The sequence below is a fragment of the Bradyrhizobium sp. 142 genome (genome assembly GCF_023074015.1).
Taxonomy (GTDB): domain Bacteria; phylum Pseudomonadota; class Alphaproteobacteria; order Rhizobiales; family Xanthobacteraceae; genus Bradyrhizobium.
This window is the reverse complement of sequence record NZ_JADPKQ010000249.1, coordinates 1-13,498: the sequence shown is the minus strand read 5'-3', so window position 1 is coordinate 13,498 and position 13,498 is coordinate 1. Positions and strand designations below refer to the sequence as shown.

General features: G+C 63.0%; 12 protein-coding genes. 4 read left to right on the top strand and 8 right to left on the bottom strand.

What is annotated here, in order from left to right:
* Positions 1–261: 261 nt before the first annotated feature.
* The 4 genes from IVA82_RS22995 to IVA82_RS22980 form a co-directional block, all read right to left on the bottom strand.
* Positions 262–519 carry a hypothetical protein gene (locus IVA82_RS22995; protein ID WP_247390542.1) on the bottom strand — a complete coding sequence of 86 codons (258 nt, stop codon included), beginning with the start codon at positions 517–519 and terminating at the stop codon, positions 262–264.
* Between the two features lie 125 nt (positions 520–644).
* Entirely contained in the window at positions 645–857 is a 213-nt protein-coding gene (locus IVA82_RS22990) for a hypothetical protein (RefSeq protein WP_247390540.1), read from the bottom strand.
* A gap of 147 nt (positions 858–1,004) precedes the next feature.
* Positions 1,005–1,193 carry a hypothetical protein gene (locus IVA82_RS22985; RefSeq protein ID WP_148740203.1) on the bottom strand — a complete coding sequence of 63 codons (189 nt, stop codon included), beginning with the start codon at positions 1,191–1,193 and terminating at the stop codon, positions 1,005–1,007.
* A 106-nt stretch (positions 1,194–1,299) separates the two neighbouring features.
* A complete protein-coding gene (locus tag IVA82_RS22980; RefSeq protein ID WP_247390538.1) occupies positions 1,300–3,036 on the bottom strand; it encodes an adenylate/guanylate cyclase domain-containing protein in 1,737 nt (578 codons plus the stop codon).
* 323 nt (positions 3,037–3,359) lie between these two features.
* Between IVA82_RS22980 and IVA82_RS22975 the strand changes: the two genes are divergently transcribed.
* Entirely contained in the window at positions 3,360–5,546 is a 2,187-nt protein-coding gene (locus IVA82_RS22975; RefSeq protein ID WP_247390536.1) for a lytic transglycosylase domain-containing protein, read from the top strand.
* An 82-nt stretch (positions 5,547–5,628) separates the two neighbouring features.
* Here the strand turns inward: IVA82_RS22975 and IVA82_RS22970 are convergent, their stop codons facing one another.
* Together IVA82_RS22970 and IVA82_RS22965 are read right to left on the bottom strand one after the other, a co-directional pair.
* Positions 5,629–5,937, bottom strand: a complete 309-nt coding sequence (locus tag IVA82_RS22970; RefSeq protein WP_247493566.1) for a hypothetical protein — start codon at positions 5,935–5,937, stop codon at positions 5,629–5,631.
* A gap of 251 nt (positions 5,938–6,188) precedes the next feature.
* On the bottom strand, positions 6,189–6,587 hold the full coding sequence (locus IVA82_RS22965) for a hypothetical protein (protein ID WP_247390531.1): 399 nt from the start codon (positions 6,585–6,587) through the stop codon (positions 6,189–6,191).
* A 642-nt stretch (positions 6,588–7,229) separates the two neighbouring features.
* Between IVA82_RS22965 and IVA82_RS22960 the strand changes: the two genes are divergently transcribed.
* The 3 genes from IVA82_RS22960 (at position 7,230) to IVA82_RS22950 (ending at position 10,845) form a co-directional block, all read left to right on the top strand.
* The gene (locus IVA82_RS22960; RefSeq protein WP_247390528.1) at positions 7,230–9,710 is read left to right on the top strand and encodes a PAS domain S-box protein; all 2,481 of its coding nucleotides are present in this window, start codon (positions 7,230–7,232) and stop codon (positions 9,708–9,710) included.
* A complete protein-coding gene (locus IVA82_RS22955) occupies positions 9,707–10,372 on the top strand; it encodes a response regulator transcription factor (RefSeq protein ID WP_247390526.1) in 666 nt (221 codons plus the stop codon). Before IVA82_RS22960 ends, IVA82_RS22955 begins: the two co-directional genes overlap by 4 nt.
* 86 nt (positions 10,373–10,458) lie before the next feature.
* Positions 10,459–10,845 carry a response regulator gene (locus IVA82_RS22950; protein ID WP_247390544.1) on the top strand — a complete coding sequence of 129 codons (387 nt, stop codon included), beginning with the start codon at positions 10,459–10,461 and terminating at the stop codon, positions 10,843–10,845.
* 57 nt (positions 10,846–10,902) lie between these two features.
* On the opposite strand, the gene IVA82_RS22945 is transcribed toward IVA82_RS22950, so the two are convergent.
* Together IVA82_RS22945 and IVA82_RS22940 are read right to left on the bottom strand one after the other, a co-directional pair.
* Positions 10,903–11,874: a tripartite tricarboxylate transporter substrate binding protein BugD gene (locus IVA82_RS22945; RefSeq protein WP_247390524.1), complete on the bottom strand. Its 972-nt coding sequence runs from the start codon at positions 11,872–11,874 to the stop codon at positions 10,903–10,905.
* A gap of 92 nt (positions 11,875–11,966) precedes the next feature.
* Positions 11,967–13,208, bottom strand: coding sequence for a threonine synthase (locus IVA82_RS22940; protein WP_247390522.1), 1,242 nt, complete (start codon positions 13,206–13,208; stop codon positions 11,967–11,969).
* Positions 13,209–13,498 lie beyond the last annotated feature (290 nt).

Here is a 13,498-nt window from a genome sequence, read left to right as displayed (position 1 = left end):
AGCCGGGATGGACGACACATACGCCGTTTCCGAATTTCGGTAAAGCGGAATATTTTTGTAGCGGCGGCTTGACGGCCCTCGCAGGTGTTTTGCCCGTCGGGATCGTGACTACCCGACATCTGCGTCAGGATTGGGAAGCTTAGACGTTCCGCATCGCGCGCCCGAACAGATCGATCAGACGGACGATCTCGTAGGCAACGACGAGCTGGCCTATCTATGCCGGTCCCGCCGGTGAGCGCCAGAACGCAAGTGCCTGCCCGCTCAGGCTCGCCCTCTCGAGCGCCGAGCCTGGGCCCACGCCACCGTCACGTCGTGCGGCGGCATGTCAATGCGCCTGATCGGCGTCAATTCACCGGATGCCGAGATGATCGCGGCTTCCTCGCGGCGACAGCGCGGGCACACAAAGCGGACCTCATGCGGGGATGCCGACCAGTTCGAACGTTTGACGTTGGCCGCCATCGGCCAGGCATCGCAATGCGAGCACGACACCAGAAACCGGCCCGGATCGAGCATACCCATTCCATTGGACTCCGCGTCCTGCCTGCCCTCCTCAAACGATTGCTTTATGTAAATCGTTCCGGTGCCCCGGCACCGTCAGCCGCCAGCGTTCCATCGCACGGGGACCCGTGCCCCGGACGCGCCGCTCAGTGCGCACCCTTGAGGGTACAGGACGTGGTGCAGGTGACGGTGTTGCCGTGGTCGCAAGCCTTGCAGGCGCTGACGCACTGGTTCATGTCGCGGGGATTGAAGGAGCTGTAGTTCCGCATCGGGCAGGACGCGGTCGAGCCGGTGATGTCCTGCTCCTGATTGCAGGCTGCCATCATCAGCCCGAGCACAAGAACCGCAAGAAGGCGCATGGGATTGCCCTGTAAGGAACGGCAAAGTTCAACGAGGTACGCTGCACCGCAACGAGTCCCGACATTCCCACTATGAGCAATCATGAAGCGCGACGCTCACATCCCAAAGGATGCGCGCCAAACATTAAGATCGGATTGCAGCCGGCCTCAGGCCGCGGCCTTGGTCGCGGCTTTGGCGGCGATCACCTGCCGCATGTCCGCAGCCAGCTGGCGATACTGCTCCCCGAGCCTCAGATAAAATTCGCGCTTTTTGCTGTCGGTGGCGAGCTTGGTAATCAGCTCGCATTCGGCGGTGAGCGTCTCGAACCGTTCCAGCCTGTCCTCAAGCTCTGTCATCGGCGTGTCCCCATCAAACGCCTCAAGGACACTCAACCTAAGCCCGGCAAATAGGTCACGGCAAACATCGTTATGGGGTAGAATAAATTTTTCCCGACGCAGACGTCTATTTGGCATCCAGCCGCCAGGCGCCGTCCCAATCGGCTGCCGGCGGATCGGCCTCGAACTGCGCGATGCGGGCGAGCAGCGTGCGCGAGGGACCGTCGCCGGGAAAGCTCTCCAGCGCTGCGTTGAACGCGATGCGTGCCTCGTCGAAGCGGCGCAAACGATAGGCGGCGAGGCCTGCGATATAGTGCGACCGCAGGCTCTCCTGCGCAGCACTGAGTGTACCTGTCTTGCCCATCACCTCGAAGATGGCCTGCGGCGCGCTCTGGCCCGCAACTGCGAGACGATCGATCTCGCGCAGTTCGAGACCTGCTTCGATCGCATCGGCTGTCGCCTGCGAGATCAGGATGCGGGTGCCGTAGATCTTGTTGACCAGCTCGAGGCGCGAGGCGAGGTTCACAGCGTCGCCCATCACCGTAAAACTCATCATCAGCTCGGAACCGATGCTGCCCGTCAAGACCTCGCCGGTCGCGATGCCGATGCGCAGGTCGCACGGCACCGGCATGGCGCGGATGCCGAGAAGGTCCGGCAACTGCTTCTGCAGCGCCGGCACCTGTTCGGCCATCTCGATCGCGGCAAGGCCGGCAAGAAGACCCTGCTCGCCCTCCTCGATGAAGGGTGGGCCCCAATACGACATGATGGCGTCACCGATATATTTGTCGATGATGCCACGATTGTTCCTGATCGGGCCGGACATCACCGTAAAATAGTGGTTCATCACCTTGACGAGGCCGCGCGGAGTCATGCCTTCGCTCATCGAGGTGAAGCCGCTCATGTCGCAGAACATGATGGTCATCACCCGGCGCTGGCCGTCGATGGCGACCTCCGGCCGGTCGATCAGCCCTTGCACCACCTTGGGATCGATGTAGCGGCCAAAGGTCTCGCGGATGCGCTCGTTGTGGCGCAGCTGCTCGATCATGCGGTTGAAGGCGGCGGCGAGCTCGCCGATCTCGTCCTGGGTCGACACCGGGATGGCCTTGTCGAAGCGGCCCGCCTCGACCTCGCGGGTGCCGGCGAGCAGCAGCCGCACCGGGCGCGTGATGCCGCTGGAGACCAACAGCGCAAAGACAAATCCGACGATCGCAGCGAGCAACGTCACGATGCCCGAAATGATCATCGCCTGGCGCTGGTGGCTGATCACCTGCGAGGTGCTGGCGAACACCTGCGCGAGCATGTCGCCGCGGATCGCATCGATCTTCTGATTGAACTGGTCGCGCAGCGCGTCGATATGCTCCAGCGTGCCGCGGGCCTCCGCCATCTGTCTGGTGTCGACCTGCTTGAGCAGCCTAGCGTGATCCTCGTTCAGGTCGCGGCGCAGATCGGTGACGGCGGTTTCGATCCGGATCTCGATCCGCGCCAGCGCGGCATTGTCGGAAGGCGTCCTCGGATCGTCGATGATCGCGTTGATGAGCTTGCGCGCGCCCTCGGCCTCCTCCTCGATCCTGCGGTCCGTTTCCTCGAATTCGCGAAGGCGCGCCGCATAGGCCTCTTCGTCCGATGGCGACTGCATCTTGGTCATGACCATGCGCCGCAGCGCCAGCGCGCGCTCCAGCGAGCGGATATTGGCGCGCGCCAGATGCCCGTAGGCCGGGATGTAGCGGTTGGTCAGCTCGTCAAGGAGGACCCCGACTTGGCTGGACATCACCATCGACAGGATCGAGGTGATCAGCATCAGGACGATCAATCCGAGGGCGATCCCGACGATCTTGCGCCGGATCGACTGGTTGAAAATCGGCATAGGTGCAGGGGCAAAGGCTGAAAGGACGGGCTCTGGGAACTCAATACACCGGATTTGGCCCCGGGAACTCGCAATCTGGCTGTTCGCGGCGCCCAGGGGCCGTCCGCAACCATCGCGCGAGCCCTATTCGTTAACGAAGGTTGAATTGCCGCTTCGTCCTCCGTTCCCGGGTTCCCGAGTTCCATCCGTATTTTGCCGCATTGTTGCGTGAGCGTAAGGAATGCGAGACGATGTCGCATCATCGTTTTCGATGTCGCTTTGATTCTCGAGCCGCATGTCGTCGCGGACTTGGTTTGTACTGGTTTCGCAGGGGGGACCACGCAATGAACCAGTGCCTACGCTCGCTCGCGTGTGTCATAGCCATGGCCGCTGTGGCGTTCCTTCCGACGGCGCTGGCAGCGAAGAGCAGTCACAAGTCACCAGCGTCGAAGAAGACGCATGAAGCAAAATCCGGCAAGCAGCGCCATGCAGCTGCGGCCAAGTCGCGCCACGGCAAACATGCCGACGCCAAACGCAAATCGAAGAAGCAGGACGACGCGCCGTCGGACAAGCCGGCACCGCCGCCGCTCACCGGCGATCTCGCCGCGCTGAAGGACACGATCGACCTTGCGCGCAAGGGCAAGAACGATGACGCCGGCGCGGCGCGCGGCCGCATTGCCGATCCCGCCGGGCAAAAACTCGCCGAATGGTTCATGCTGCGCCATTCCGAGAGCACGGCGAATTTCAAGCGCTACGCCGCCTTCCTCGCCGCCAATCCGGACTGGCCGAGCAGCGCGCTGCTGCGTCGGCGCGCGGAGGCGCGGCTGTGGCAGGAAAACAGCGACGCGGCCACCGTGCACAAATTCACCATGGACCAGCCGACCAGCGCCAAGGGCAAATTCGCCCTCGCCCGGGTGCTGCTCACCGAGGGCGACAGCGACCGGGCCGCGCGTCTCGTGCGCGAGGCCTGGCGCAGCGATGAACTGTCCGAGCGCAGCGAGGAGGATTCCTACGCGGCGTTCCGCGATCTCCTAACGGCGGACGACCATCGCGCTCGCATGGACAAGCGTCTCGGCGCCAAGGACTACGCGGGCGCGCGGCGCGCGGCCAAGCGTCTCGGCGAGGATGCGCTCGCGATCGTCAAGGCCTGCGCTGCGGTCACCGGCAAGGCGGACAAGGCCAAGGACTATCTCGATGACGTTTCGACCGAGGCGCGCCGCGATCTCGGCTATGTGCTGTGCCGCGCGCAGTGGCTCCTTCAGAAGGACCGCATCGACGACGCGGCCGAAGCATTTTTGGCCGCCGCGCCCGACGCCATGGCGGCGCAGGACACCGACGCGTGGTGGCGCGAGCGGCGCCTGCTCGCACGCAAGCTGCTCGACCAGGGCAAGTCCAGGACCGCCTATGACGTTGTGCGCACCGCCGCGGTGCCGGCGATGGAGGTTTACCGCGTCGACTACCACTTCATGTGCGGCTGGATCGCGCTGCGCTCTCGCGACGATCCCAAAACCGCCTTGATGCACTTCGCCGCGATCGACGAGGGCTCGGCCAATCCGCTTGCGCTGTCGCGGGCGCATTACTGGCGCGGTCGCGCCGAAGAAGCCATGGGCGCAACCGCCGACGCACGCCTGAGCTATCAGGCGGCCGCGCGCTATCCGACCGCCTATTACGGCCAGCTCGCCCGGGCAAAACTCGGCCTCGACCGGATCGAGCTCCGGCCGCCCTCGCCGGCGCTGGCCGCGGCCGACGCGCTGCCGGACGAGCGCGTGCGCGCCGCCGACATGCTCTACGGCATCGGCGAACGTGACGTGGTGTTCTATTACGCCGAGGATTTTGCCAAGGAGAGCACCGATATCGCGGCGCTCGAAGGGCTTGGCGAACTCGCCGGCCGGCGCAACGATGCCCGCACGATGCTGGAGGTGGGCAAGTCGGCGTTGGCGCGCGGGCTCGCGCTCGACCATTACGCCTTCCCGACCATCGGCATTCCCGAGCATAAGCAGGTCGCGCCCGCGATCGAGACTAGCGTGATCTACTCGGTGGCGCGCACCGAAAGCTCGTTCGACCAGCGCGACAAGTCACCGGCCAATGCGGTCGGCCTGATGCAGGTGACGCCGGAAGCCGGGCGCGACACCGCAAAACGCTTCGGCCTGGCCTATGACTGGGACAGGATGGTCTCCGATCCCGTCTACAACATTCAGATGGGGGCGGCCGAGCTTAGCGCGCTCTTGTCGGAATACCGCGGCAACCAGATCATGACCTTCGCCGGCTACAATGCCGGCCGCGGCCGGGTGCGCGAATGGGTGCAGGCGCGCGGCGATCCCCGGGATCCCAAGGTCGATCCGGTCGACTGGGTCGAACGCATCCCGCTGTCGGAGACCCGCAACTACGTCCAGCGCGTGATCGAGAATGTGCTGGTCTACCGCGCGCGGTTCGAGGGCAGCGGCATGGTGGCTGGAAAGAGCGATCAGCGCATCACACCGCAGGAAGTGAGCGCGGCGCCGACGGCATCGGCCGCAGCCTCCGCGCCCTAGCCTCGCAACGCCGGGGCTGGACGCGGCGCGAAGCTGGATGCAGTGACCGCGGCCGACTTCTCCGCGCGGCAGCATTGCTCGGCTAGCCGTCACCTTCTTCTGTGGTCAGAAGGTTGTGCGCGCGCAGATATGCCTCGGTCAGCAAGCGTGAGAGCGCGCCCATCTGCATCATCCAGCTCCAGCTCGAAATAGCCATAAACATCGTGATCGCCTCGAGCGAATTGCTGTAAGGCCAGAGCGTTCCTATGGTCGTCTGCTGATGCCGACGATAGCAATCATGGTCGCAATATCGCCGTTGCGTGGGCACATGCCGGACGTAACTCGAGCCCAGCGGCTGGGCACACGCGCTGCAGGTGCGGCCGTGGTGAGGCCCTTCCTGATTGACGAGCATGAATCTCATCGTCATGTCCTCTCAGGCGGACTGCATATCCACCGGCGCTTTCGCCCGCCTGCCCATTCAAGACGCCGCTCGCGTGCGTCTTTCGATCAGCGGCGCAGCTTCGCGATGAATCGCGTAGCACTCGTGGTCGCAGTAGGGCAGCCGTGTCCTGACGTCGCGCAAGTAGCTGCCGCTGATCTCCTCGCAGCACCATAGACAGTGTGTTTTGCGGAAAGGGGTTCTGCCGTTCACCAGTATGAACCTCACGTGGCACCTCCCAGAGCGAAGCAGTAGACTGTATCGACCAGAGAGGCGGACGGCGGCGGCGCGCAAAGATGGTTGCGGCCGTCGGGATTGTCTCTATTTCGCTCGACCTTCTGGGACGGGATGAGGATGTATTTCCCGTCTTCCCGGCGCCGCGCGTAGACTCTGCCGTCGACGTAGCGTATCTCGGTCGGGTAGCAATCCGCGCTGTTGCAGCAACTCAGCACCGGATTATCCGGCATGTGCCAGCTGGAATAGAACTCCTCGTGCAGGAGCTGATCCTGGAGCGGATGGTGACGATGTGCGGCATCCTGTCCAACCTCGTCGGCTTCCACCCCCGTCATCAACGGAAGCGGGAGCGCGATCGCCAAGAGGAGCTTGCAAATACGATTCAACACGCAGCCTCCTGATTCAGAAATGCCGAACGGGGCGGATCCGGCGGCCGATGCTCACGCCGCCTGAAATTTAAATAGCCATCGGCGGTCTCGTTCGCGGCGCGCCCTGAAGCGATCGAGACACTTCCGCGAGCAGAGCGGCGTTCGCCAGGAATAATATCGGATCAGGCCAAACTTCCCGCTGCAGACAGCGCAGCTTTCTGCGGCAGGACGGCGCTCGGAGTGTTCGGGTTTATCGCACATGATCCTCTCCTCTGGGCCTCTGATGGGAGCCTCTGATGGTCCAGGCTCCCCACGGGCGCTGATGCACGGTCATCGCGTTCGTCACGACACGGGGCTACTCGGCGGCTCTTGGCTTCGCAATCGACTCCACTGGATTGCCAGCGAGGCTAGCCCCAATGCGGCGGACCGCTCAATTGTACGGAGGTAAATGCGCCGTATGACTAGGGTTGCGCGACCTATACATAGGTTTGTCCGGTACTTTTCCGGAGTTTCGCCCGAGCGCAACGAGACGGCGCAAGGCTGGCAAGCTGCACGGCACCCGCGAATTTTCGACGCGGAATCCTACTTTGGTGGAGGGAATTGCCCCTCCTGTCGCAAAGTGCTCTACTTGCCCTGCCCCCCAAGCGGGCCGGGACGCCTGCGATGATGCCTGGCCAGATCGCAAAATTTGGGAATTCGGCCGCGCAGTTCCTGCTGGGCGGCCTTGCGGCGCTTCGGACCTTCGGCAGCGGAGCGAAGCATAGGCCCGCGATCGGCGATGCCTGGCGGCAAGACAACACCGACCAAAACAGCACCAATCGAGACAGCATCAATCAAGACGACATCGACCTGCGCGACGCCGTGAAGCAATGGCGCGAGGTGTTCGAACACAATCCGGTCATGTACTTCATGGTTGATCCGGCCGGGACCGTGCTCAACGTGAATACATTTGGCGCCGCACAACTGGGCTACACGGCGGCCGAACTGACCGGTCAATCCGTGCTGAACGTCTTTTTCGAAGAAGACCATGACCTCGTCCGTCGATGCGTAGCGTTGTGCCTGAAAACCGTGGACCAGTCGCATACCTGGGAGATCCGCAAGATCCGGAAGGACGGCTCGGTTCTCTGGGTTCGTGAAAACGCCAAGGCCATGCTACGTGGCGACGGCACGCCGGTCGTGCTGGTCGCTTGCGAAAACATCACCCAGCGCAGGGAGGCGGAGGATGGGCTGCGGCAGAGCGAGGCTTACCTTGCGCAGGCGCAGGAACTCAGCCGCACCGGCAGCTTCGGCTTAAGCCCGGCGACCGGCGAGATCGTCTGGTCGAGGGAAACCTTTCGCATCTTCCAATGCGATCCTGCCGTGAAGCCGACGCTGGGCTTCGTTTTCCAGCGCATCCATCCGGAAGACCGCGATGCGGTCGGCAAGACCCTCGAACAGGCCTCCCGCGAGGCGGAGGATTTCGACCACCAGTATCGCCTGTTGATGCCTGATGGATCGCTTAAATATCTCCATTCCGTGGCGCGCGCGGTGAGACATGCATCCGGGCGCATCGAGTTCGTCGGGGCTGTCACCGACGTCACGATCGCAAAAGAGGCGGAACAGAGGCTGCGTCGCAGTGAAGCCTATCTGGCCGAAGCCCAACGCCTCAGCCATACGAGCAGCTGGGCCTGGGACGTGCGTCGCCAGGAGTTTGCTTACCGATCGGCTGAACTCTACCGCTTGTTCGGATTTGACCCGGACCAGGTTGATTTATCAGCACGGGCTTTCCAACAGCGGATCCCCTCCGAAGACTTTGGACGGGTTGTCGACGTGGAACGTCGGGCAATCCAGCAAAGACAGCCCTTCGAAATTGATTTTCGGATTGTGCGTCCGGACGGTTCGATAAGACGCGTCCATACGGAGGGACATCCCGTCATAGGCGGCGACGGCGATGTGATGGAAATTATCGGCACGCACGTGGATGTCACCGAGCAGTTCGCCGCAAAAGAAGCGCTGCAAAAGGCCTTTGACGAGCTCAAGCAATCCGAGCAGCGATTCCGCGATTATGCCGAAACCGCATCGGACTGGTTTTGGGAGACCGGGCCGGACCACCGTATCACGCATATATCGGAGCACGCCGATACGGCCACTGCCGTGCCGACGGGCTTGATCGGCCTGCCCCGTTGGGACATCCCCCCCGATGCCGAACTCGAGCCCGAGAAGTGGGAGCAGCATCGCGCGGCGATCGAGGCTCATCTTCCGTTTCGCGACCTGGTTTACCGCAGTAGGGATCGCAACGGATCTCCGATTTACGTGCGCACCAGCGGCAAGCCCTTCCATGATGCGAACGGCAATTTTCTCGGCTATCGTGGCGTCAGTACCGACGTCACGGCGGCGGTCCGCGCCGAGCAGACCGAAGAAGCGCTGCGCAAGGCGCAAGCCGAACTCGCCCATGTCACGCGCGTCACGATGCTTGGCGAACTCACCGCCTCGATAGCCCACGAGATCAATCAGCCGCTTGCCGCCGTGATCTCCAATGCAGACGCCTGCATCGGATGGCTCGACCGCGAACCGGCCGAACTGGATGCCGCGCGCCGTTCTGTGGAATGGATCGTCGAGGACGCCAATCGGGCCAGCGAGGTCATCCGCCGCATCAGGGCGCTAGCGAAGAAGACCGAGATCGAGATGGTTCCACTCGACATCAACCAGGTCGTGAGGGAGACGGTGACCCTCGTTCGGCGCGAGCTTGCCACTCATGCCGTCTCGGTGCGAATGGAGCTGGCGTCCAGTCTGCCCAGAGTCTGCGGCGATCGGATCCAGCTGCAGCAGGTGCTGATCAATCTCGCCATGAACGGGATTGAGGCCATGCAGGCCAACATCGACCGCCCGCGCGAGCTGGCGATCCGCTCCAGTCAGGTGGGCGAGGATGGCCACGGCTGCCTGCTCCTTACCGTGACGGATCGCGGAGTCGGCCTTGGCAAAGACGCGACGGAGCGCATCTTCACACCTTTCTTCACCACAAAGTCGGGCGGCCTGGGAATGGGGCTGTCGATCTGCCGATCGATCATCGAGGCTCACGCGGGCCGTCTTTCGGCATTTCCAAATGAGGGGAGCGGCGCAACATTCCAGATCACCCTGCCCTTGCCGCACGAGGATATGTCGTGACCGACCGCGCCAACCCGACGCAGGCGCACGCTGATGATCCGATCGTTCTGATCGTCGATGACGATCCGTCCATGCGCCGTGCGCTCACCAACCTCTTTCAATCAGTCGGGCTCAGAGTCGAGGCCTTCGGTTCGGCGGCCGAGATCATGGATGCCAAGCCGCCGGCGGTCCCCAGCTGCATGGTGCTCGACATCCGCCTGCCGGGCTCGAGTGGCTTCGACCTCCAGGCGGACCTCGCGAAGGCCAGCATTCACACCCCTATCATCTTCATCACCGGTCACGGCGATATTCCCATGACCGTCAGGGCGATGAAGAGCGGGGCCATCGATTTTCTGACCAAGCCGGTGCGTGACCAGGACATACTGGATGCGGTCCAGGCTGCCATCGAACGGGATCGCAAGCGGCGCGATGCCGAGAAGTCGATGTCAGGCGTGCGGTCCCGGTTCGAAGCCCTGACGGAGCGTCAGCGCGACATCCTCGTCCTCGTCACATCCGGCCTGATGAACAAGCAGGTCGCCGCCGAGCTTGGATTGGCTGAGATTACCGTCAAGATCTATCGCGGGCAGATCATGCGGAAAATGGGCGCGAAGTCATTGGCCGATCTCGTCAGAATGACCGAGTCGCTCGGGATCCCGCGTACAAGGGGAAAACTACAAACCTAAGTATGCTTTCCAAGCTCGCTCCGAGGCCCCACTTTGCAATGGGCGGCTGGGCTGCGGACGGCAGCCCCCGATCAGGAGCGATGATCTTGTCAATCCCTTCGGTCATTTCCGTCATTGACGACGATCTCTCCGTCCGCCTTGCGACGAACAATCTCCTGACGTCGCGTGGATACGCGGTCTGCATCTTTGGCTCTGCTCACGAATTTCTCCAATCGGCCGAACTGGATACGACGTCCTGCGTCATCGCGGACGTGCAGATGTCGGCCATGAGCGGTGTTGATCTGATGATGCATATGCGCGGCCTCGGACGTCACACGCCGTTCATCTTCGTGACGGCATTTCCCGACGATGCCGTGCGCGAGCGCGCCCTCGAGGCTGGTGCCGTCTGCTTTCTCGCGAAACCGTTTGCCACGCCGACTCTGATTCAATGTCTGGAGACGGCCCTGTCGAGGCCCGGTGAAGCCAGGACGTGATACGCCTGCGCCCGAGGAAAGAAGTCGGTCTAGCCGCAAACCAAGGCGTCTTCCGCTTCAATCCACCTTGATGTTTGCCGCCTTGATGATCGGCCACCATTTTGCGATCTCGGCCTTTTGGCGAGTGCCAAGGGCCTCGGGCGTGAGCTGATCTTGCGGCGTCATCTTCAGGCCCTGGCTCTCGAGCTGCTTCTTCACCGCGGGATCGTTCAGCGCTTCCACCGCGGCGGCATTGAGCCTGGTCACAATCTCCTTCGGTGTGCCCTTGGGCACCCACATGCCTGACCACAGCACCATGTTGAAGCCTTTCAGCCCGGCCTCCTCCGCGGTCGGAATCTCCGGCGCGGATGCAAGGCGCTTGTCGTCGCTGATGGCGTAGGCGCGGATGGTGCCGGCGCGGACCTGGCCGATGGAGTTGGAGGTCTGGTCGACAATGACGTCGATCTGGCCTGCGATGAGATCGTTCAGGGCGGGCGCGGTGCCGCGATACGGCACGTATTGCAGCCTGATGCCGGTGACGCTCTCGAAATAGACGCCGGCGATGTGGCTGCCGGAACCGGCACCGGCGGTGCCGGCGGTCGCGGGCGACGGCCGTGTCTTGAGCCATGCAATCAGCTCCTTGAGCGAGGTCGCCGGCACGGCGTTCTTGCTGACCACGATCATCGGATTGCTCGGCAACAGCACCACCGGCTCGAGATCGGCAACGAGATCGAAGTTGAGCTTGTAGACGGCACCGTTGGCGACGTGGGTGCCGAGATGGCCGAAGCTGATCGTGTAGCCGTCGGGCGGCGAATGCACGGCGCGGCTGACGCCGATCGAGCCGCCAGCGCCGGTGACATTCTCGATCACCAAGGGCTGGCCGAGCGCCGTCCGCATCCGCTCGGCAAGCACGCGCGCCATCGCGTCCGACGGTCCACCGGCGGCGAAGGGCACGATGATAGTGATGGGATGTGAAGGATAATCATCGGCGCGCACGGCGCTTGTGACAGCAAGAACACCGATCAGCGTGGCCCAGACGGCCTTCTTCATTGTCTTCTCCCTAGCGATGTCATTCTTATTTTTGCTTATTTTTGCCCTCTCCCCACATAGGGAAGAGGGATCGTTGGTAACGAACTGCCGCGCTAAAACTGCGTGTAATCGATCTGCTTGTGGCGGTCGAGCGTGCGTGTGACCGGCGGCAGCGGGTACTTCAGGCCGGAAGCGCAGTTGAACAGCATGACGCGGTCGGTCTTGCTGACACGGCCGTCGGCGAGGCTGTCCTTGTAGGCTGCATAAGTCGCGGCGCCTTCGGGGCACAGCAGCAGCCCCTCCTCGCGCGCGACCTCGTTCAACGCAGACGAGATCTTGTCGTCGTCGACCGCAATGGCAAATCCCTCGCTCTGCCGCACCGCGCGCAGGATCAGGAAATCGCCGATCGCCTGCGGCACGCGGATGCCGGAGGCAATGGTGTGGGCGTCCTCCCAGCGTGTCGCATGCTCGCTGCCGGCCTCATAGGCGCGCACCATCGGCGCGCAGCCGGAGGCCTGCACCGCGACCATGCGCGGGCGCTTCGAGCCGATGAAGCCGATCTTCTCGAGCTCATCGAAGGCCTTCCACATTCCGATCAGGCCGGTGCCGCCGCCGGTCGGATAGAAAATCACATCGGGCACGTCCCAGCCGAGCTGCTCAGCGAGCTCCAGCCCCATGGTCTTCTTGCCTTCGATCCGGTACGGCTCCTTCAAGGTCGAGGTATCGAACCAGCCGACTTTCGACTTGCCCTCGCCGACGATCTTGCCGCAATCGTCGATATAGCCGTTGACGCGGTAGACCGTCGCGCCCTGGAGCTCGATCTCGCTGACATTCACCTCCGGCGTATCGGCCGGGCAGAAGATCGTGGTCTTGATTCCGCAAGAGGTCGCATAAGCCGCCAGCGCTGCGCCGGCATTGCCGTTGGTCGGCATCGCCATGTGCTTGATGCCGAGCGACTTACCCATCGACACCGCCATCACCAGCCCGCGTGCCTTGAACGAGCCGGTCGGCAGGCGGCCCTCATCCTTGACGATGATCTCGCCGCCGCCAAGCTTGGCGCCGAGCTTGGGCAGCCGGATCAGCGGCGTGGTGACCTCGCCGAGCGAGACGATGTCCTTGCATTTGCGCACCGGCAGCAGCTCGCGATAGCGCCACATGTCGGCCGGACGCTGGCTAAGCGCATCCTTGGTCAGCGCCTTCTTCACGCCATCAAGTTCATAGCGGACCAGCAGTGGCTTTCCCGCCTTGGAGAGGTTGTGGACCTCGTCGGCGGAATAGCGATCGCCTTCCATCGCACATTCGAGATGAGTGACGAAGGTCGGGCGTTCGATGGTGAGGTTGTCGTTGTCGTGCATGGGGTAAGCCCTCTTGTTGTTCTGGTGTTTCGCTGTCAGACCCGTCACCCTGAGGCGCTCTTCATGCGGCGCACCTTGCCGTATGAAGAGCCTCGAAGGGCGACGAGCCCGGCTGCATCTCGGCCATCCATCCTTTGAGGCTCGGCCAACGGTGCTTTGCAGCGCTGGCCTCGCACCTCAGAGGGTGTGATTTTTTTGACTGTGGAGCAAGCAAATCTAACCTGTGGCCGATGGATGTGATTCTCTGGCGATGATGGATTCGCGGGAGGTGACGTTGGCTGCCGATGAGT

Excerpts from the sequence above, each read along its gene's own strand:
- IVA82_RS22985 (WP_148740203.1), bottom strand. The coding sequence starts at position 1,193 with ATGACAGAGCTTGAGGACAGGCTGGAACGGTTCGAGACGCTCACCGCC.
- IVA82_RS22980 (WP_247390538.1), bottom strand. The coding sequence starts at position 3,036 with ATGCCGATTTTCAACCAGTCGATCCGGCGCAAGATCGTCGGGATCGCC.
- IVA82_RS22975 (WP_247390536.1), top strand. The coding sequence starts at position 3,360 with ATGAACCAGTGCCTACGCTCGCTCGCGTGTGTCATAGCCATGGCCGCT.
- IVA82_RS22970 (WP_247493566.1), bottom strand. The coding sequence starts at position 5,937 with ATGCTCGTCAATCAGGAAGGGCCTCACCACGGCCGCACCTGCAGCGCG.
- IVA82_RS22940 (WP_247390522.1), bottom strand. The coding sequence starts at position 13,208 with ATGCACGACAACGACAACCTCACCATCGAACGCCCGACCTTCGTCACT.
- IVA82_RS22990 (WP_247390540.1), bottom strand. The coding sequence starts at position 857 with ATGCGCCTTCTTGCGGTTCTTGTGCTCGGGCTGATGATGGCAGCCTGC.
- IVA82_RS22945 (WP_247390524.1), bottom strand. The coding sequence starts at position 11,874 with ATGAAGAAGGCCGTCTGGGCCACGCTGATCGGTGTTCTTGCTGTCACA.
- IVA82_RS22995 (WP_247390542.1), bottom strand. The coding sequence starts at position 519 with ATGGGTATGCTCGATCCGGGCCGGTTTCTGGTGTCGTGCTCGCATTGC.
- IVA82_RS22960 (WP_247390528.1), top strand. The coding sequence starts at position 7,230 with ATGATGCCTGGCCAGATCGCAAAATTTGGGAATTCGGCCGCGCAGTTC.